The sequence below is a fragment of the Burkholderia sp. COPS genome (assembly GCF_019425585.1).
Lineage (GTDB): Bacteria > Pseudomonadota > Gammaproteobacteria > Burkholderiales > Burkholderiaceae > Burkholderia > Burkholderia cepacia.
This window is the reverse complement of the sequence record NZ_WIXR01000019.1, coordinates 186,806-204,659: the sequence shown is the minus strand read 5'-3', so window position 1 is coordinate 204,659 and position 17,854 is coordinate 186,806. Positions and strand designations below refer to the sequence as shown.

15 protein-coding genes are annotated in these 17,854 nt (G+C 68.1%); 5 read left to right on the top strand and 10 right to left on the bottom strand.

The window, feature by feature from the left end:
• Positions 1-2 precede the first annotated feature (2 nt).
• From FOZ70_RS19330 to FOZ70_RS19315, 4 genes are all read right to left on the bottom strand, one after another.
• Positions 3-908 carry a metal-dependent hydrolase gene (locus FOZ70_RS19330; protein ID WP_021156859.1) on the bottom strand — a complete coding sequence of 302 codons (906 nt, stop codon included), beginning with the start codon at positions 906-908 and terminating at the stop codon, positions 3-5.
• Positions 905-1,840, bottom strand: a complete 936-nt coding sequence (locus FOZ70_RS19325; RefSeq protein ID WP_021156860.1) for an SDR family oxidoreductase — start codon at positions 1,838-1,840, stop codon at positions 905-907. Before FOZ70_RS19325 ends, FOZ70_RS19330 begins: the two co-directional genes overlap by 4 nt.
• Positions 1,841-1,861: 21 nt before the next feature.
• Positions 1,862-3,451, bottom strand: coding sequence for an NAD(P)/FAD-dependent oxidoreductase (locus FOZ70_RS19320; protein ID WP_060220334.1), 1,590 nt, complete (start codon positions 3,449-3,451; stop codon positions 1,862-1,864).
• Between the two features lie 246 nt (positions 3,452-3,697).
• Positions 3,698-4,369, bottom strand: coding sequence for a lysoplasmalogenase (locus tag FOZ70_RS19315; protein WP_219706507.1), 672 nt, complete (start codon positions 4,367-4,369; stop codon positions 3,698-3,700).
• Between the two features lie 410 nt (positions 4,370-4,779).
• Between FOZ70_RS19315 and speB the strand changes: the two genes are divergently transcribed.
• Complete coding sequence (gene speB, locus FOZ70_RS19310) at positions 4,780-5,742, top strand: agmatinase (RefSeq protein ID WP_059589102.1); 963 nt, start codon at positions 4,780-4,782, stop codon at positions 5,740-5,742.
• A 253-nt stretch (positions 5,743-5,995) separates the two neighbouring features.
• Here speB and FOZ70_RS19305 read toward each other — a convergent pair whose 3' ends face one another.
• Positions 5,996-7,294 (bottom strand): citrate synthase family protein, encoded by a 1,299-nt coding sequence (locus FOZ70_RS19305; protein ID WP_219706559.1) that lies wholly within the window; start codon positions 7,292-7,294, stop codon positions 5,996-5,998.
• Positions 7,295-7,397: 103 nt separating this feature from the next.
• Here FOZ70_RS19305 and FOZ70_RS19300 point away from each other — a divergent pair, with 103 nt between their 5' ends.
• Entirely contained in the window at positions 7,398-8,831 is a 1,434-nt protein-coding gene (locus FOZ70_RS19300; RefSeq protein WP_219706505.1) for a CoA transferase, read from the top strand.
• Between the two features lie 276 nt (positions 8,832-9,107).
• On the opposite strand, the gene FOZ70_RS19295 is transcribed toward FOZ70_RS19300, so the two are convergent.
• The 4 genes from FOZ70_RS19295 to FOZ70_RS19280 all read right to left on the bottom strand — a co-directional run bounded on the left by FOZ70_RS19295 (position 9,108) and on the right by FOZ70_RS19280 (position 12,835).
• Entirely contained in the window at positions 9,108-10,088 is a 981-nt protein-coding gene (locus FOZ70_RS19295; protein WP_048022540.1) for a sulfonate ABC transporter substrate-binding protein, read from the bottom strand.
• Between the two features lie 123 nt (positions 10,089-10,211).
• Positions 10,212-11,048, bottom strand: a complete 837-nt coding sequence (locus tag FOZ70_RS19290; RefSeq protein WP_021156869.1) for a MerR family transcriptional regulator — start codon at positions 11,046-11,048, stop codon at positions 10,212-10,214.
• Positions 11,049-11,135: 87 nt separating this feature from the next.
• A complete protein-coding gene (locus FOZ70_RS19285) occupies positions 11,136-11,681 on the bottom strand; it encodes a GNAT family N-acetyltransferase (protein ID WP_048022539.1) in 546 nt (181 codons plus the stop codon).
• 134 nt (positions 11,682-11,815) lie between these two features.
• Positions 11,816-12,835 carry an AraC family transcriptional regulator gene (locus FOZ70_RS19280; protein ID WP_219706502.1) on the bottom strand — a complete coding sequence of 340 codons (1,020 nt, stop codon included), beginning with the start codon at positions 12,833-12,835 and terminating at the stop codon, positions 11,816-11,818.
• 424 nt (positions 12,836-13,259) lie between these two features.
• On the opposite strand from FOZ70_RS19280, the gene FOZ70_RS19275 reads away from it, so the two are divergent.
• Positions 13,260-14,624, top strand: a complete 1,365-nt coding sequence (locus FOZ70_RS19275; protein ID WP_219706500.1) for an MFS transporter — start codon at positions 13,260-13,262, stop codon at positions 14,622-14,624.
• A gap of 120 nt (positions 14,625-14,744) precedes the next feature.
• Entirely contained in the window at positions 14,745-15,830 is a 1,086-nt protein-coding gene (locus FOZ70_RS19270; protein ID WP_042972972.1) for a porin, read from the top strand.
• A 13-nt stretch (positions 15,831-15,843) separates the two neighbouring features.
• Here FOZ70_RS19270 and FOZ70_RS19265 read toward each other — a convergent pair whose 3' ends face one another.
• A complete protein-coding gene (locus FOZ70_RS19265; RefSeq protein WP_219706498.1) occupies positions 15,844-16,716 on the bottom strand; it encodes a LysR family transcriptional regulator in 873 nt (290 codons plus the stop codon).
• Between the two features lie 131 nt (positions 16,717-16,847).
• Between FOZ70_RS19265 and FOZ70_RS19260 the strand changes: the two genes are divergently transcribed.
• Entirely contained in the window at positions 16,848-17,846 is a 999-nt protein-coding gene (locus FOZ70_RS19260; RefSeq protein WP_219706496.1) for a quinone oxidoreductase, read from the top strand.
• Positions 17,847-17,854: the final 8 nt, after the last annotated feature.

Below are 17,854 nucleotides of genomic sequence, written 5' to 3'. Positions count from 1 at the left end.
CGTCATGCCTGCGCAACCGGGTGCAGCGGCACGCGGCGCGGGGCGGCTTGCGCGGCGTAGCGCGCGTTGGTCGCGTCGATGTTCTCGAGCAGCGTGTCGAGCCCCTGCAGGTACTGGTGGTTGTCGTGGTCCCACGGGTGGAAGCCGGGGCGGAAGTAGTCGAGCCACTCGCGCGCGATGCTCGGGAACACGCCGTGTTTCGGGCCGTACAGGTACTTCACGAGCCGCCACATGCCGCCGAACTTGCCGTGTTCGCGACGGTGTGCGCGCATCAGGCGCACGTGGAAGTCGAACACGATTGTCCAGAAGAACACGGTCGTCGTCAGCATCGTGCCCGTGCGCAGCAGGTAGCTGCCGAGGCCCGGCTTCATCACGGTGGTCCATACGTCGTACGACACGGCCTTGTGCTCGGTTTCCTCCATCGCATGCCACATCCACATCTGCTGGTAGCCTTCGACCGAGCCGTCGATCCGGTGCTCGTGACCCGACAGCAACTGGTTCGCGAGGATCGCCGTGTAGTGCTCGAGCGCGATCGTGATCGCGAGCTGCATCGAATGCGGCAGCACCTTCTTGAACCAGCCGAGGATCGTCCACAGGCGCTTGTCGAGCTTGTGCGCGGGCAGGCCGGACGACTGCAGCAGGTCGTTGTATTCGATGTGCTCGCGTGTGTGCATCGCTTCCTGGCCGATGAAGCCGAGTACCTGCTTCTTCAGTTCGGGATCCTCGATCCGGTCGCGATAGTTGCGCACCGAGTCCATGAAGAAGCGTTCGCCGGCCGGGAACAGCAGCGACAGCGCGTTCATGAAGTGCGTGACCGGTACGCCCTGTACATGCCAGTCCTTCGCGCGTTCCGGCGGCAGCGCGAAACGGATGTCGCGCCGCACCGGCATCATGTTCGGGGTCGTCATGATTGTTCTCCTCCCTGATTGCCTGCATTGTTGTAGGTGGCGTGCAGCGGCGCGGGTGCCGGCGTGCCGCGCGCGGCGTCACGGCGCGCGCGGGCGGCCTCGCGGCGCGTCGCGAACACGACGAGCGCCTGGTACGCGGACGGCAGCACGCGCGCCATCCAGTCGCCGGCCTTCGCGTCGCGTCCGATCAGCACGCGGCGCTTGTTCTTGCGCACGCCCGCGAGGATCGTGCGCGCGGCATCGTCGGCGGTCGTGATGAAGAACTTCTCGAACGTGTCGCGGCCTTGCTGCTCGCTCGCGACCATGAAGCCGACCATGTTCTTCGACACGCGGCTCGCCTGCGCGATGTTCGTGCGGATGCCGCCCGGATGCACGCAGGTCGCCGAGACGCCGCACTTCATCATGTCGAGTTCCTGGCGCAGCGATTCGGTGAAGCCGCGCACCGCGAACTTGGTCGCGTTGTAGCCGCTCATGCCCGGTTGCGCGAAGATCCCGAACAGGCTCGACGTGTTGATCACGTGGCCGTCGCCCGATGCCTTCAGGTACGGCAGGAATGCCTTCGTGCCGTGCACGACACCCCAGAAATTGATGTTCACGATCCACTCGAGATCGTTGTAGTCCATCCCTTCGATCGTGCTCGACAGCGCGACACCCGCGTTGTTGAAGATCAGGTTGACCTTGCCGTGTTCTTTCGCGGTGTCGTCGGCCCACGCGAACATCGCATCGCGCTCGCCGACGTCGAGCACGCGCGTCGAGACACGCACGTTCGGTGCGATCGTGCGGACGATCCGTTCGGTTTCGGCGAGGCCCACGCCGTTCTTGTCGGCGAGCGACACGTGGCAGCCTGCCTGTGCGAGCTGGATCGCGAGCGAGCGGCCCATGCCGGAGCCGGCACCCGTGATCGCGGCGACCTTGTTGGCGAAATCTCTCATGTCGGTTGCTCCTTGTCTGGCTCAGGCCGCTTCGGCGGAAGTCGAAGTCGAAGCAGCAGCGGCCGGCGCGGCGGCGGGCTGCGCCGTGGTGTCGAGTTGCGGCGCGCGATACGCGTGGTAATCGGCGATCGAGAAATGCGCGGTCGCCTGGCGGAAGCGCCACGTGAAGCCCGGCCACAGCGTGGTGTTCTTGCCGGTGCGCGGATCGAGGTACCAGCTCTTGCAGCCGCCCGTCGACCAGATCGCCTTCTTCAGCTTGCCCTGCAGGTCGCTGTTGAATTGCGCCTCGACGAGCGGGCGCACCTCGATCGCATCCGCGCGTTCGCGACGCATCGCCTGCAACGCGCCGAGGATGTACTCGATCTGCGACTCGATCATGAACACCATCGAGTTGTGGCCGAGGCCCGTGTTCGGGCCGACGATCATGAAGAAGTTCGGGTAGCCGGGCAGCGTCGAGCCGAGATACGCGTGCGCGCCGTCGCGCCATGCGTCGACGATGTCGAGCCCGCCGCGGCCGATGATCGCGCCGCGCGGAAACGGATCGGCCACCTGGAAGCCGGTGCCGTAGATCAGGCAGTCGACTTCATGGCGGCGGCCGTCGGTCGTCACGACCGCGTCGGCTTCGATGTGGTCGATGCCGGTCGTGATCACGTCGACGTTCTTGCGCGACAGCGCCGGGTAGTAGTCGTTCGAGATCAGCACGCGCTTGCAGCCGAGCGTGTAGTTCGGCGTGACGATCTTGCGCAGTTCCGGATCGGGAATCTGCTTGCGGATGTGGCGCAGCGCGAGCTTCTGCACGTTCTTCATCAGCGACGGATGGATCGCGAAGCCGAGCACGCGCGATTCGAGCATCCAGTAGATGCCGCTGCGCACGGCCTTCTGCGTGAACGGCAGCGTACGGAACAGCCACTTCTCGAACCCGGTCAGGTTGCGGTCGGGCTTCGGCATGATCCACGGCGGCGTGCGCTGGAACAGCGCGAGTGCCTTCACGCGCGGCGCGATCTGCGGCACGAACTGGATGGCGCTCGCGCCGGTGCCGATCACCGCGACGCGCTTGCCTTCGAGCGCATAGTCGTGATCCCAGTGCTGCGAGTGGAACGCGCGGCCCTTGAAGTTCTCGACGCCGGGAATCGACGGCAGCGCGGCGCGCGACAGGCCGCCCATCCCGGACACCAGCACGCGTGCCGATAGCCGCTTGCCGTTCGCGAACGTGAGGCGCCAGCGTTGCGCGGCGTCGTCGTACTCGGCGCGCTGCAGTTCGTGGTTCAGGCGCAGGTGCGCGCCGATCCCGAAGCGCTGCACGCAGTCTTCCAGGTAGGCGCGGATCTCCGGCTGCGGCGCGAACATGCGCGTCCAGCGAGGGTTCGGCGCGAACGAGAACGAATAGACGTGTGATTGCACGTCGCATGCACACCCGGGGTAATGATTGTCGCGCCACGTGCCGCCGACCGACGCGGCCTTCTCGAGGACGACGAAGTCGGTCACGCCTGTTTGCCGCAGGCGGATCGCCATCCCGAGGCCGGCGAAGCCGGTGCCGATGATGGCGATGTCGATGGTTTCGTCCAGGCCGTCGTGGCCGGGCGGACCGAAAGGCAACGTGCGAGCATTCATCCGGGTGTCTCCGATTTGGCTCATTTTCGAATGTTACATTGTTTGATGTAACGATAGTGGGTGAACCCGGAAACCGCAAGTGGCTAGAAGCGGCGCTCTAAGGGCCGGAAGCCAGGCTGGAAAAGGCTGAGCGGGGTTTGGAACGGGCCGGTTCCCGCCTCGCGGAATGCGCGGAAAGGACCGTCGGCAGGGCAAGAGAGGGAGCGGACGAGACCGCCGGCATGCGGCGGTCTGTTTGAAACGGTATCAGGGACGGATCGGTTGGGCGGCCGTCTCATGGAAAACCCCGGCCACGATCGTGACCTGCGCGAGCGCGTAGAGGCCCCAGATCAGGTACTCGATGCCGGGAAAGCCGCCGAGGAAACGGCCGACGCCGATCAGCGTATCGGAGCCGACGAAGATCAGGCTGCCGACGGCCACCAGCGGGCCGCGCGTGCGGGCCGCGAGCGCGAAGCTCGCCATCACGCAGAGCACGAGCATGTAGACGGCGACGGGCGCGAGCAGCTCGCCGAGGTGCGGGAAGAACGCCACGTAGAACGCCGGGGCGGCGATCCACAGCCCGACGAGCGCGACGACGCGCCAGCCGTGCGGCCGTGCGCGCCAGCGCATGAAGATCGCGCAATAGCACAGGTGCGTGAGCAGGAACGCGCCGAGGCCGAGGACGAACGACAGCGGCCAGTCGGGCAGCGCGAGCAGCACGTCGCCGAGCACGGCGGTCACGAGCGCCGCGCACAGCCACGCGCGTTCGCGCGCCGCGCCGCAGGTGCTGCCCGCCGCGAGCAGCAGGATGCCCATCACGGCTTTCGCGGCGGCCTGGCCGGGATAGGGGGCGGCAGCGAGCGACAGCCCGTACAGCAGCGCGGCGACGACGGCGAGCGGCCAGAGCCGGCGGTAGGTGGCGGGAAGCGTGGCGATCAAGGCGGGTGTCTCCGGTTTGTTGTTGTCTGCGGTGGACGGCGCACGGTCGAGGGCGCGGCTGCCGGCCATTATCCGGAAGAACGGGCGCGGGAAAACCGGCGAACCCTTCTAGGACGCGGCAGGCAGGGTACGCAAAGGCGCCTGGCCGCAGCCGTGGCGGTCCGGCGTTGCCGCGCGCACGACGGGCGAACGCCTTCACCCGGTTTCTTCGACGTGTTGCCCCGGTCGAGCAGGGGCAACGACATCGATTCGGCTTGTTATGATCGCCGCGGTATTGCCGTTGTCGTTGTTCCGCCCGGCCGCGTGACAGGATGCGCAAGCCGGTGCGTGCCCGATGAATCCATGCCGTGCCCGCTCCGCGCGCCGATGCAACGCGGCGCGGGCCGGCCTCCACGAAAAATGGTCCGACCATGACCGAACTTCTCCATGGCGACGGCGCGATCCGTCGCACGACGCCGTACGGCTCGTCGATCGAAAACACCTATGCGGGCGTGCTGTCGTTCATGCGCCGCAATTATTCGCGCGCGCTCGACGGGGTCGACGTCGCGATCTCCGGCGTGCCGCTCGACCTCGCGACGACCTATCGCTCCGGCGCACGGCTCGGCCCGGCCGCGATTCGCGCGGCGAGCGTGCAGCTCGCGGAGCTTCACCCGTATCCGTGGGGTTTCAACCCGTTCGACGATCTCGCGGCCGTCGACTACGGCGACTGCTGGTTCGACGCGCACAACCCGCTGTCGATCAAGCCCGCGATCGTCGAGCATGCGCGCACGATCCTGCGCTCGGGCGCGAAGATGCTGACGCTCGGCGGCGACCACTACATCACGTATCCGCTGCTGGTCGCGCACGCGGAGCGCTACGGCAAGCCGCTTTCGCTGATCCATTTCGACGCGCACTGCGATACGTGGGCCGACGACGATCCGGACAGCCTCAATCACGGGACGATGTTCTACAAGGCCGTGAAGGAAGGGCTGATCGATCCCGCGACGTCGGTGCAGGTCGGCATCCGCACGTGGAACGACGATTTCCTCGGGATCGAGCGGCTCGATGCCGCGTGGGTGCACGACCACGGTGCGCGCGCGGCGGTCGAGCGGATCGTCGACATCGTCGGCGCGCGGCCCGCGTACCTGACGTTCGACATCGATTGCCTCGATCCGGCGTTCGCGCCCGGTACCGGCACGCCGGTCGCGGGCGGGCTGTCGTCGGCACAGGCCCTCGCGATCGTGCGCGCGCTCGGCGCGATCGACCTGGTCGGTGCGGATGTGGTCGAGGTGGCACCTGCGTACGACCACGCGGACATCACGGCGATCGCGGCCGCGCATGTTGCGTGTGACCTGCTGTGTCTGTGGCGGCAGAAGAAGGTGGCGGGGCGCTGAAGTAAGCAGGCATTCCGGGTGCGCGCGTGCCGGCGGCGCGGCGCGCGCACGTTGTCGGCTCGGCTCGATGCGCGGTGTGCCGATTGCCGTTTGCATCCGGTGGCTCCGGCAAAGGGCCATCGGGGAATTCCGTGGAAGGTCCTTGCCGATCCGTTGGCGACATCCGCGAAACGTCAGCGGGTGGCTGCCTTCGTCCTCCGGCGAGGCATTCGCGTATCACCGATGTTGCGTGCCCGGGGCATCGAGCGAAAAGCTATCGATTCCTGAAGAAAGCGGAAAGCATGTCGTCGACCGGAGCAGCGCGGTGCTGCGTCGCTCGCTGCTTTCCCGATCGTCCGCGGGATCGCGCGCGATCCGGCTCGACACCGGTGGCAACCGGCCATGTTCCTGTATAAACCGCACGCGGCCGGATGAGATCGGATTGCGCGCGCTGCTCCAGCCCGTGCGCGATCCAGCCGATCGAGCGGCCCAGTGCGAACAGGCCGAATGCGGCACCGACGGGAAGCCGCAAATGTCTGCGCAGTGCCACCAGCGCGAGATCCACGGAGGGCTTCTGGCCGGTGAGCGCGCTCCCTGCATCGAGCATCCTGTTCCATTGAGGATGGCGCGGCAGGATCCGCGACAACAGGTACGTCGCGCGCACGTCGCCGTCGGGATAGAGCGAATGCCCGAAGCCCGGCAAGCCGTCGCCCCGGGCGAGACGCTCGCTCATTTTCCGTTCGACATCCTTATTGCCTATTTCATCCCACAGTGCTTCGCCGCGCGCCGTGGTGGCGCCGTGACGTTCGCCCGACAGCCCGGCCAGGCCGCCGACCACGACGGCCCGCAGGCTCGCGTTCGTCGACGCAATGCACCGGCCCGTGAAGCTCGACGCGTTCAGTTCGTGATCCGCGCACAGCACGAGCGCCGCCCTGATCAGCTCAGCGCCTGCGGGCCCGACGCCCCACGCCCGCGCGCATTGCACGTGGACGGGGGCCGTATCGATCCGGGTGCGCAGCAGGCATGCCGCCAGAATCCGTACGAGATCGCCGCAGCCCTGTGCGTGACGATCGGACGATTGCTGCCAGATCGCCGTCGGCGCGTCCTCGCTCGCGACGGTGAAGAGCGGCAGCAGCGCCTGCTCGGCACGTTGATTGGCGTAGTGCCTGAAGAGCGTTCGCAGTATCGCGGGCGTAGCGGCGGCCTGGCGGCCGAAAGCGGTCTGCTCGTCGTTTCGCCATAGCAGCGCCGCGACTTCCTCGAGGCTCGCCCGGCTCGCGAGATCGAGCGCATCCATACCGCGATAGAAAAGCCGGCCGCCGTCGATCAACGTGATGCTCGATTCGAGCACCGGGGCGCCCCAGTTCAGCGCGGCCTTTGCCACTTCCTTCGGCTTGCGGCCTCGTGCGCGTTGATCCGCGAGCCGGTCGACGTCGGCCGCGAGGTAGCGGCTTTCACGGTGGCTGCCGCCGGGTTCCGCGCGAAGCAGGCCGCGGCTGACGTACGCATAGAGCGTTTGCCGCGAGACGCCGAGCCTTGCCGCGGCGTCGGTCGAATTCAGGTAGGTCGACATCGTGCGCAGAGTGAATCGTTCGACAGGTTGATCAGGATAATCAACGTTGACAGCAAATGCGAGCGAGACGATCTTTGCGTCACCTAATTCATGCGAGGCGAACATGCGTGTCGATCGAATATCGCGGGAACGGGCCACGGACGACGAGGATCGGGTGTCGCGCCATCTGCGGACGTTCTGGCTGGCGGCCGGCGGCTCTCCGGCGTTTCTCGAATCGTGCAGCTTCAGCGGCGCCGGAGAACTGGTCTCCGCGTTTCGCGTAACCGACATGGCCGCGGCGGCAATCGGGGCGGCGGGGACCTCCGTCGCCGAATTGCTGCATGCGTCGGCAGGAACGTTGCCGGCGGTACAGGTCGACCGGCGCATGGCGTCGCTGTGGTTCGGCACGTCGCTGCGTCCGCAGGGCTGGACGATGCCGCCTCAATGGGATCCGGTGGCCGGCAACTATCGGGCGCGCGATCGCTGGATCAGGTTGCACACCAACGCGCCGCATCATCGACTGGCCGCGTTGTCGGTACTCGGCTGTGCCGCCGATGCGGAGTCGGTCGCGCAGGCGGTGAGTCGCTGGGATGCCGGTGCGCTGGAGGCGGCGATCGTCGAGCGCGGCGGGTGTGCCGCGGCGATGTACTCGGCGCAGGAGTGGGCCGGGCATCCGCAGGGGCAGGCGGTCGCAACCGAACCGTTGCTGCACGTTCATCCCGCGACGGATGCCGTCGCGCATGCGTGGCGTCCTTCGAGCGACCGGCCGCTGCGTGGCATTCGCGTGCTTGACCTGACGCGCATTCTCGCCGGCCCCGTGGCGACACGATTTCTCGCGGGCCTGGGTGCCGAGGTGCTGCGCATCGATCCGTACGGCTGGGAAGAACCGGGTACGGTGCCCGAAGTCGTCCTCGGCAAGCGCTGTGCGCGGCTGAACCTGAAGGATGCCGCGGATCTCGATACGCTCAGGCAGTTGCTGCGCCGCGCGGATATCGTCGTGCACGGTTACCGGCCGGATGCGCTCGCGCGCCTCGGGCTCGATGCCGCGCAACGGCGCGAACTGAATCCCGCGCTCATCGACGTGTCGCTCGACGCCTATGGCTGGACCGGCGCGTGGCATTGCCGGCGCGGCTTCGACAGCCTCATTCAGATGAGCACGGGAATCGCCGAGGCGGGCATGCGCGTGACGGGCAGCGATGAACCGGTGAACCTGCCGGTCCAGGCGATCGACCATGCGACGGGCTACCTGATGGCGACGGCCGCCATCCGCGGGCTGACGACGCGAATGACGCAGGGTGTCGGTACCGAGGTCCGCGCCTCGCTGGCGCGCACGGCGGCCGTCTTGCAGTTGCGCCCGGAGCCGATGAGCGAGGTGGTCGAACTGGTCGCCGACGGTCAGCGAGATCGGGCGGACCACGTCGAGCTCACATCGTGGGGGCCGGCATCGCGGCTTCGCCCGCCATTGCAGATCGACGATGCGCCGCTGCGATGGTTTTATCCGGCACGTGCACTGGGTGCATATGAACCCGGGTGGTTGTCGTCGAACGACGATCTTTGAGGAAGCGCGTTTCCCGGTCTTCGGCGCCGCCCGCCCGGAAGCTCAACGTGATGCGAAGAAGGCGCAGGCGACGAACGGCCGGACGGCTGCCGACACCATCGGCCGGCACGTGACCACGTAGAGCAACCGGGCAATGGACGCGCGGAGCGGGGACGTTGGCGAAGCGGGCAGTTGCTCGCCGCCCCGATTCCGCAACGTCGGGCAATGCAGAAAAGGCCGGCGGGCAGCATGCCCGTCGGCCTTTTTCGTATGGACGTATGCGAGCGTGGGTTCGCGCTACTTCGCGGCGAGCGCGGATGCGATGCTCTTGTCGCTCCACGCGTTGTCGGCCACGCTCAGCTTCTGCGGAATCAGCTTCGCCGCGTAGAACGCATCGGCGACGCCTTGCTGGGCCGCGACGATCCGGTCGTCGATCGGCACCGCGCCGAACGGGACACGCTTGATCCACGTCTCGACGAGCGGTTGCGGCAGGCCGACCTTCGGCGCGATCAGCGCGGCGGTGTCGGCCGGATGCGCGTTGACCCACAGGCCCGTCTCGCGCGCCTGCTTCAGGATCGCGCCGACCACGTCGGGATGCTGCTGCGCGAAGTCCCGCGTCGCTTCGTAGAAGTTGTTGGTCGCCGCAAGGCCCGTGTAGTCGGACAGCGTGCGTACCTTCAGCGTGTTTTGCGCGGCCGCGTAGTACGGATCCCAGACGACCCACGCATCGACGTTGCCGCTTTCGAACGCGGCGCGCGCGTCGGCCGGCGCAAGGTACACGGGGTGGATTTCGTCGTAGCGCACGCCGGCCTTCTGCAAGGCTTCGAGCAGCAGGTAGTTCGCGCTCGAGCCCTTCTGCAGCGCGATTTTCTTGCCGCGCAGGCCCGTAACCGAACGGATCGGCGAATCGGCCTTCACGAGCACGGCTTCGTTGTGCGGCGCCGGCGGTTCCGCGCCGACGTAGACGAAGTGCACGCCGGCCGCCTGCGCGAACACGGGCGGCGGCGCGCCCGTGTAGCCGAAGTCGATGCTGTTCGCGTTCAGTGCTTCGAGCAGCTGCGGCCCGGCCGGGAATTCGAACCACTGGACGCCGTAACCGAGCGGCTTGAGCCGCGCTTCGAGCGAACCTTGGGCCTTGACGACCGACAGCAGGCCGGCCTTCTGGTAGCCGATGCGCACGACCTTGTCGGCGCTACCTTGTGCGAAGGCCGATGCCGCAGACAGCGTGACGAGCGTGACGGCGGCGGTGCGGGCGATCCAGCGGGTGAAACGAATCATCGAACGGACTCCATGCAAAACGTCTTCGGGCGAGCGGTGGTGCCGCTCGGTTGGAAGAATCGTCGCATGGGCGATCGCGCCCGCAAACGAAGCATTGCCGATATGAATATGACGGCGGCGCGCCTATGCTTCGTCGTCGTGTTCCGATGCCGGCGTGCCGGACTGCCGCGCGGCCTCGTCGCTGAGCTTTTTGTCGAGGATCGTCGCGACGCGGCCGCCGAGATACGCGCTCGCGGCGGTTTCCAGCGCGCGGTTCGTCTCGCCTTCGACGAACACGGCCGCGAGCGGGCGCAGGCGCCAGATCGCGTCGACCAGCTCGGGCACGTCGGTGGCGGGCGGCAGCGTGCCGGCGTCGTAGCGGTCGAGCCGCTTCACGACGAGATCGACGAGCAGCCGCGCGATCGCGTCGAAATGCGGCCGCGCGAGGCTGATCACGTCGAGCAGTTCGCGCGGCGGGATGCCTTCCTTCGTCATCGCGGCTGCCGCTTCGAGCAGCGCGGGGCTCTTCGCGACGAACGACAGGCCGCGCCGTTCGAGCAGGCCGAGTTCGGTGACGCGTGACAGCTGCGTGGTCGCCTGCGGGCCGAACATCTGCGCGAGCGCGGCGAGCGAATAGGTTTTCGGCAGTTCGTGCGACCAGCGGCCGCCGATCGCGTTTTCGAGGCCGAGGATCGAGCGCAGGTCGTGGCCTTCGTCGATCGCCTTGATCAGGTCCTGGATGTTCGACAGCGTGTAGCCGCGCGCGAGCAGGTGGTTGATCAGCTTCAGGCGCGCGACGTGCGTGTCGTCGTAAATGCCGACGCGGCCGCGCTTTTCGGGCGGCGCGAGCAAGCCGCGATCCTGGTACGCGCGGACATTGCGCACGGTCGTGTCGGACACGCGCGCAAGCTCGTCGACCGTGTACTCGTTGCGGGAGTCCGGCGCGGCCTCGTCGGGTGTGGAATGAGTCTGTTTTGACATGCGGCCATTCTAGCGCGACGTGGCGCGCCAGGGTCCGTTCACGCGCATGAAGGGCCGGCGCGAGCCGGTCGTTCGCATGACCGGACCTTATGGCGAGACGGGGAGCGTGCGTGCGCCGTCGCCGAGCGGGCGCTGCAGCAGCGCCGTATCGATCCAGCGGCCGTGCTTGAAACCGGCCGCCTTCAGCATGCCGGCCGGCTCGAAGCCGAACGCGCGATGCAGCGACGTCGAGCCGCCGGTGCCGCCATCGGCGATCACCGCGATCATCTGCCGCCACGGGCCGGCCTCGCAGCGTTCGATCAGCGCCGCGAGCAGTGCGCGGCCGATCCCGCGCCCGCGCTGCGCATCGTCGATGTAGATCGAATCCTCGATCGTGAAGCGGTACGCGCTGCGCGCACGGTACGGCGTCGCGTATGCGTAGCCGGCCACGCGGCCGTCACATTCGGCGACGAGGTACGGCAGCCCGAGGCCCAGTACCGCGTCGCGGCGCGCGCGCAGTTCGGCGACGTCGGGCGGCGTTTCCTCGAAGGAGGCGACGCTGTGGTGCACGTGGTGCGCATAGATCGAGTGGATCGCGTCGAGATCGGCGTCGATCGCGTCGCGGACGACGCAGGCGGCTGGCGAGATGGACATGGCGACGGAGCGACAGGGTGGGGTGCGGGAAAACCACTACTATGCGGGCGAATGCCCGGCGCGTAAAGCGGTGGCTGCGGCGATGGCGAGCGGCGGCGACTGCGGTGGTAACCGCGCGTTCGGCGCCGCGGGGTTCAGTTCGGCGCCCGCTTCTTCTGCGTGTCGCGCGGCAATTCGTCGAAGCGGGCGAAGTAGTAGGCGGAAAAGCGGCCGAGGTGCCCGAAGCCGAACGTCAGCGCCGTATCGGTGATGCTGGCGGCCGGGTCGGTCAGCAACTGCACGCGCGCGGCGTCCAGCCGGATGTTGCGCAGCAGCTCCATCGGGGTCGTGCCGTGATAGCGGCGACACAGCACGTTCAGCGTCCGCAGGCTGACACCGGCCGCGCGGGCGAGATCCTCGAGCGAGATCGGCGCGCAGAGCCGCGCGTGGATGAATTCGTGCAGCGCATCCATCTGCCGGATGTCGCCGCGCGATCCGGCTTGCGCGGGGGCGCCGCGCGCTTGCAGCGCCGGGCCGGCTTGCACGGCGGCGGGCGACGGCGGGCAATGCACGAGCAGGAACAGCGCGAGGCTTTGTTCGAAGTGGTCGCGCCATTCGGCCCGTATGCCGCCGTCGTCGGCAACGGCGAGCACGTTGAGCAGCGACTGCGCGATCAGATCCCACTGCGACGCAAGCGCCGTCGGCAACAGGAAGCCTGGCGCGAGGCCGGGCGCCGCGTCGTCGGGCCGGCGGCCGCAGACTGCGCGCATCAGCGAATCGGGCACCTTGACGATCAGCTGCCGGGTGCCGGTTCGCCAGCGGAGGCGCACGCGCGACGTCGGTGCCAGTACGGCGGTGCGCCCTTCGGACACGCCCATCACGTGCCCGTCGCACTCGATTTCGGCGCCGCCCGCGAGGGACGTGTGAACGAGCGAAAAGCCGTCGAACGGGCGCGGGGCGACTTCGACCTCGGCGCCGTACTGCAGCGCGTAGACGCTCAGGTGATTCAGTTGCCCCTTGAACAGCGCTGCGTCGGGTACGCCCTGCTTCCAGCGCAGCGCATGCTCGGCCAGTTCCAGCGAGACCTGCTCGTGCGCATCCGTGCGCAGGCCGGATCGGAACACGCAATTCCGATACAGCGCGGACAATGCGTCCGCATTCGGGGTGAGGGGCATGGGGCGTCTCCTGCGTGGCGTTTTTCGCGCAGCACATCAGCTGGCCGCGGATGCGCGTCGTGCCACATCGGTTTCTCTTGTGAGCGAGATATCCTGAAAGGATGATATTGATCTTTGTCAGGCTTGTCGAAAGTTTCGCAAGAATCGGATAGTCCCGTCCCCGCCGGGGAAAAATCCGGATAGCGCGCGGCGTGCCGCACGAGAAAAACGAACCGGATTCGCGAGCGGCCTGCAAATTCCGGATAGTGGAAATCATTGTGGCTTCCTACACTGCGCCGGCAGCCGGACGAACAGCGGCGCATTTCACGCCAATGATTCGTACAACTACTAAATTGATGGGTCGATCGATCGTATTGGTTCGAACTCGCGTCATGCGGCGGCTACCGCCGGGCCCGGATCCCCTCTGGAAAAGGAAGGAAGCTCCATGCGTCAAATCAACCTGCAGGCGCTCTCGGACGATGCGCGCCTGGGCAAGCTGCACGGCGTCGTGCTGTTCTGGTGCGCGCTGATCATCGTGTTCGACGGATACGACCTGGCGGTGGCCGGCATCGCGCTGCCGGCGATCATGAAGGAGATGGGCGTCAACCCCGCGCAGGCCGGCTTCATGGTCAGCTCGGCGCTGTTCGGCATGATGTTCGGCAACATCGTGTTCGGGACCGTCGTCGAGCGGATCGGGCGCCGCCGGGCCATCGCGGCCTGCCTGACGTTGTTCAGCGTCTTCACCGCGGCGGCCGGACTGGCGCCGACGCCCGTGCTGTTCGGCGTCGCGCGCTTTCTCGCCGGCATCGGCATCGGCGGCGTCATGCCGAACGTGATCGCCCACATGACCGAATACGCGCCGCGCCGCGTGCGCAATACGCTGGTGACGCTGATGTTCAGCGGCTATTCCGTCGGCGGCATGCTGGCGGCGGTCATGGGCAAGGGGATGATCGACGCCCATGGCTGGCAATCCGTGTTCGTCGCCGCGGGCGCGCCGGTGTTGCTCGTCCCGCTGCTCATGAAATGGATGCCGGAATCGCTGCCGTTCCTGATCCGGCACGGCAGGACGGACGAACTCGCGCGCATCGCGCAGCGGCTCGATCCCGCCTATCGGCGGCAACCGGGCGACTGTTATGTCGTTCCGCGCGTCGACCACACGGGCAACGCGCCGGTCCGGCAGCTGTTCGACGACGGCCGCGGGTTCAGCACGGTCATGTTCTGGATCGCGTGCTTCATGTGCCTGTTCATGGTGTACGCGCTCAGTTCGTGGTTGACGCGGCTGATGGCGGGCGCCGGCTACAGCCTCGGCTCGGCATTGACGTTCGTGCTGGTGCTGAACGCCGGCGCGATGGCCGGCGCGATCGGCGGCGGCTGGCTGGCCGATCGCCTGCCGATCAAGACGGTGCTGGTGTCGATGTACCTCCTTGCCGCCGTGTCGATCACGCTGCTCGGCTACCCGATGCCGACCGCGCTGCTGTTCGTGCTGGTCGGCCTCGCGGGTGCGTCGACGATCGGCACGCAGATCGTCAACTGCGCATATGCGGGGCAGTTCTATCCGATGGCGATCCGGTCGACCGGCATCGGCTGGACGCTGGGTGTGGGCCGCAGCGGCGCGATCCTGGCGCCGATCGTGATCGGCGTGCTGGTGGGCATCGATCTGCCGCTGGCACAGAACTTCATGGCGATCGGGCTGCCCGCGCTGGTGGCGGCCGTCGCGGTCGGCTTGATCGATCAGCGGCGCTCGGCGTCGCGCCACGGCCTGGCGGCTTCGGCTGCCGAACGGCACGTGTCGTCCGCCCGGCAGTCCTGAACCGCTTATCCGCGGCGCCGGCGCGCGGCTGTCGGCCGTTCGCGCACGGCGACGCCGCGGCCCGCATCCTGTGAAAGGGGACAGTCAGTCATGCATCTCGATTCAAGGGCGTCGAAGGCGATGCTGGGGTGGAGTGTGTTCGCATCGTCGTTGACCGCGACGACGGGCACCGTACAGGCGCAGGGCAGTGTGACGCTGTACGGCATCGTCGACACCGGCATTTCGTACTACAACCATGCGGCGAAGGGCGGATCGGCGGTGGGCATGCCGCATCTGACCGGCGAATTGCCTTCGCGGTGGGGCGTGAAGGGTACCGAAGACCTCGGGGGCGGCAACCGGGCGTTTTTCGTGCTGGAGAGCGGCTTTCAGCCCGGCACTGGTCGGCTCAACTACGGCGGGAGACTGTTCGGCCGGCAGGCGAACGTGGGGCTGAGCAGCGCATACGGAACGCTCACGCTCGGCAGGCAAATGAACATGACGGCCCATGCGCTGGCCAATGCCGACGTGATCGGGCCGTCCATTCATTCGCCGAGCAACTTCGACGCCTATCTGCCGAATGCGCGCAGCGACAACGCGATCGGTTACCTGGGCAAGTTCCGCGGGCTCACGATCGGCGGCACCTACAGCTTCGGCCGCGATGCCGCCGGGCCGGCCGGGCCTTCCGCGACCGGCTGCGCGGGGCAGGTGCCGGGCAATCCGCTCGCCTGCCGGCAATATACGGCGCTGGTCGCTTACGACGCGGCGCGCTTTGGCGTTGCAGTGTCATACGACGTGAAGCGCGGCGGGGCCGGCGCATCGGCGCCGCTCGACAGCAGCGCCCATACGAGCACGCACGGCGTCGTCGGCGGCTATGCGGTGATGGGGCGCGCGAAGCTCGGTGCGGGATGGATCAGGAACAACGTCGCGGCGGCCGGCCATTTGCAGACCGATATCGTCTTCGCGGGCGTGGCCTATGCGATGACGCCCACGGTCACGTTCGATGCACAAGGCACGCGTTATCTGCAACGCGGGCCCGCGAGCAACGCGAACGCGACGTTGCTGGCCGGGCGCGCCAACCATCAGCTGTCCAGGCGGACGCGCGTCTATACGTCGGTCGGCTACATGCTGAACGGCGCGACCGCAGGCAAGGCAGTCGCCGCCGGTGGCACCGTCGAAACGGGGCAGAGCCAGCTGGGGATCATGGCCGGGCTGCAGCAGCGGTTCTGACGAGGCCGGGGCGTCAGAGCCGCCCATCCGCCGCACGCACCGCCTCGGCGATCGCATCCGCGACATGCTGTACGCGCGGCGAGCGGCGCACGTCCGGGTGGACGACGAGCCAGATTTCGCGCTCGATATCGCAACGCGGCGCGGCGGTGAGTTCGACGAGCGGCGCAGCGGCTTGCGCGGCCGGATCGGCGACGAGAAAGCGCGGCAGCAGCGCGACGCCGGCGCCCGCCGCGCACGCGCGATGCTGCGCGGCGAGGTCGTTCGCGATGAACGCGAAACGGCGCCCGGCCGCGAAACGCTCGAGCCACTGCTGCTGCGGCGTTTGCGCGAGCGCGTCGTCGTAGCCGACGAACGGCCAGGTGTCGGGCGGCGCGCTCGCCCATTCCGGCGACGCGCACAGCGCGAAGCGCATCGTGCCGAGCCGGCGCGCCGCGAGCCCCGGCTCGGTCGGCCGCGACAGCCGCACCGCGAGATCGGCTTCGCGCGCGTACAGGTTCGCCGCGTGCATCTCGCCCATCAGGTCGATCCGCAGCGCCGGCCACGCGCGCTGCGCGCGGGCCAGGCGCGGCGCGAGGAAATGGCTGGCGAACACCGGCGACGCCGATACGCGTACCACGCCGTCGAGTGCCGCCGCACCCTGGGCGGCGCGCGCGAACGCATGCGCGTCCGCTTCGAGGCGTGCGGCGTGCTCGGCAAGGTGCAGCCCTTCGTCGGTGGGCGGCCAGCCGCGCGGCAGCCGGTCGAACAGCCGGATGCCGAGCGCGGATTCCAGCGCGTCGATGCGGCGCGCGACCGTCGAATGCTGAACCTGCAGCGTCCGCGCGGCCGCCGACAGGCTGCCGCCGCGCATCACCGCGAGGAAGTAGCGGATGTCGTCCCAGCTCATCGGCGGCGCGGCCGTGGGCGGGGATGCTCGATCGGTCGAATTTTGCACAGTGGATGGGCGATCAGAGGGAATTCCGATCGATTATGCACGATGGGATGATCGTGTCACTTCATTCGATTGCGAGGAACGTCATGACCCAAACCACGACCGCCATCCGGATCGGGATCGACCGCTACGGCGACGCCGGCGTGCTGCGCCGCGTCGATGCACCCGTCGCGCCGCCCGATGCCGGCGAGGTACGGATTCGCCAGACCGCGATCGGCGTGAATTTCGTCGACATCTATTTCAGGACGGGCGCGCATCCGTTGCCCGCGCTGCCGGACGCGCTCGGCGTCGAGGCGGCCGGCGTGATCGACGCGGTCGGGCCGGGCGTGACGGATCTCGTCCCCGGCCAGCGCGTCGCGTATGCGGGCATGCCGACCGGCAGCTATGCGAACCTGCGCACGATGCCGGCCGAGCGCGTGGTGCCGATCCCCGACGGCTTGAGCGATGACGCAGCGGCTGCCGGGCTGCTGAAAGGGATCACCGTCTACATGCTGATGCATCGCGTCCGGCAGGTCGGCGCGGGCGACACGGTGCTCGTGCATGCCGCCGCCGGCGGTGTAGGACTGCTGGCGACGCAATGGGCACGTGCGCTCGGCGCGCGGGTGATCGGTACGGTCGGGTCGGCCGCGAAAGCCGCGCTCGTGCGCACGCATGGCGCCGAGGTGGTCGTCGATTATCGCGAGGAGGATTTCGTCGCGGCGGCGCGCGTGTTCGGCGGCGGCACCGGGGTCGATTACGCGATCGACGGAATCGGCGGCGACGTGCTGACGCGCACGCTCGGTGCGGTCCGTCCGTTCGGGATGGTCGCGAGCATCGGGCAGGTGGCCGCGATCGGCGCACGGCACACGTTCGATCTCGACGAACTGGGGCCGGCGCGCTCGATCGCGCTGGCGCGGCCGAGCGTGCTCGGCTTCATCGCGCGCGACGTCGACGGTTATCGGGAGGCTGCGCGCGCGACACTCGAACGGCTGGCGAGCGGGATGCACGTGGAGATCGGCGCGCGGCTGCCGCTCGAACAGGCGGCCGATGCGCACCGGCTGCTGGAGTCGCGCGCGACGACGGGCGGGGTCGTGCTGGTGCCGTAACGGCGGGT

Coding starts and splice junctions, on each gene's coding strand:
- FOZ70_RS19330 (WP_021156859.1), bottom strand. CDS start 908: ATGACGACCCCGAACATGATGCCGGTGCGGCGCGACATCCGTTTCGCG.
- FOZ70_RS19325 (WP_021156860.1), bottom strand. CDS start 1,840: ATGAGAGATTTCGCCAACAAGGTCGCCGCGATCACGGGTGCCGGCTCC.
- FOZ70_RS19320 (WP_060220334.1), bottom strand. CDS start 3,451: ATGAATGCTCGCACGTTGCCTTTCGGTCCGCCCGGCCACGACGGCCTG.
- speB (WP_059589102.1), top strand. CDS start 4,780: ATGACCGAACTTCTCCATGGCGACGGCGCGATCCGTCGCACGACGCCG.
- FOZ70_RS19305 (WP_219706559.1), bottom strand. CDS start 7,294: ATGTCGACCTACCTGAATTCGACCGACGCCGCGGCAAGGCTCGGCGTC.
- FOZ70_RS19300 (WP_219706505.1), top strand. CDS start 7,398: ATGCGTGTCGATCGAATATCGCGGGAACGGGCCACGGACGACGAGGAT.
- FOZ70_RS19295 (WP_048022540.1), bottom strand. CDS start 10,088: ATGATTCGTTTCACCCGCTGGATCGCCCGCACCGCCGCCGTCACGCTC.
- FOZ70_RS19290 (WP_021156869.1), bottom strand. CDS start 11,048: ATGTCAAAACAGACTCATTCCACACCCGACGAGGCCGCGCCGGACTCC.
- FOZ70_RS19285 (WP_048022539.1), bottom strand. CDS start 11,681: ATGTCCATCTCGCCAGCCGCCTGCGTCGTCCGCGACGCGATCGACGCC.
- FOZ70_RS19280 (WP_219706502.1), bottom strand. CDS start 12,835: ATGCCCCTCACCCCGAATGCGGACGCATTGTCCGCGCTGTATCGGAAT.
- FOZ70_RS19275 (WP_219706500.1), top strand. CDS start 13,260: ATGCGTCAAATCAACCTGCAGGCGCTCTCGGACGATGCGCGCCTGGGC.
- FOZ70_RS19270 (WP_042972972.1), top strand. CDS start 14,745: ATGCTGGGGTGGAGTGTGTTCGCATCGTCGTTGACCGCGACGACGGGC.
- FOZ70_RS19265 (WP_219706498.1), bottom strand. CDS start 16,716: ATGAGCTGGGACGACATCCGCTACTTCCTCGCGGTGATGCGCGGCGGC.
- FOZ70_RS19260 (WP_219706496.1), top strand. CDS start 16,848: ATGACCCAAACCACGACCGCCATCCGGATCGGGATCGACCGCTACGGC.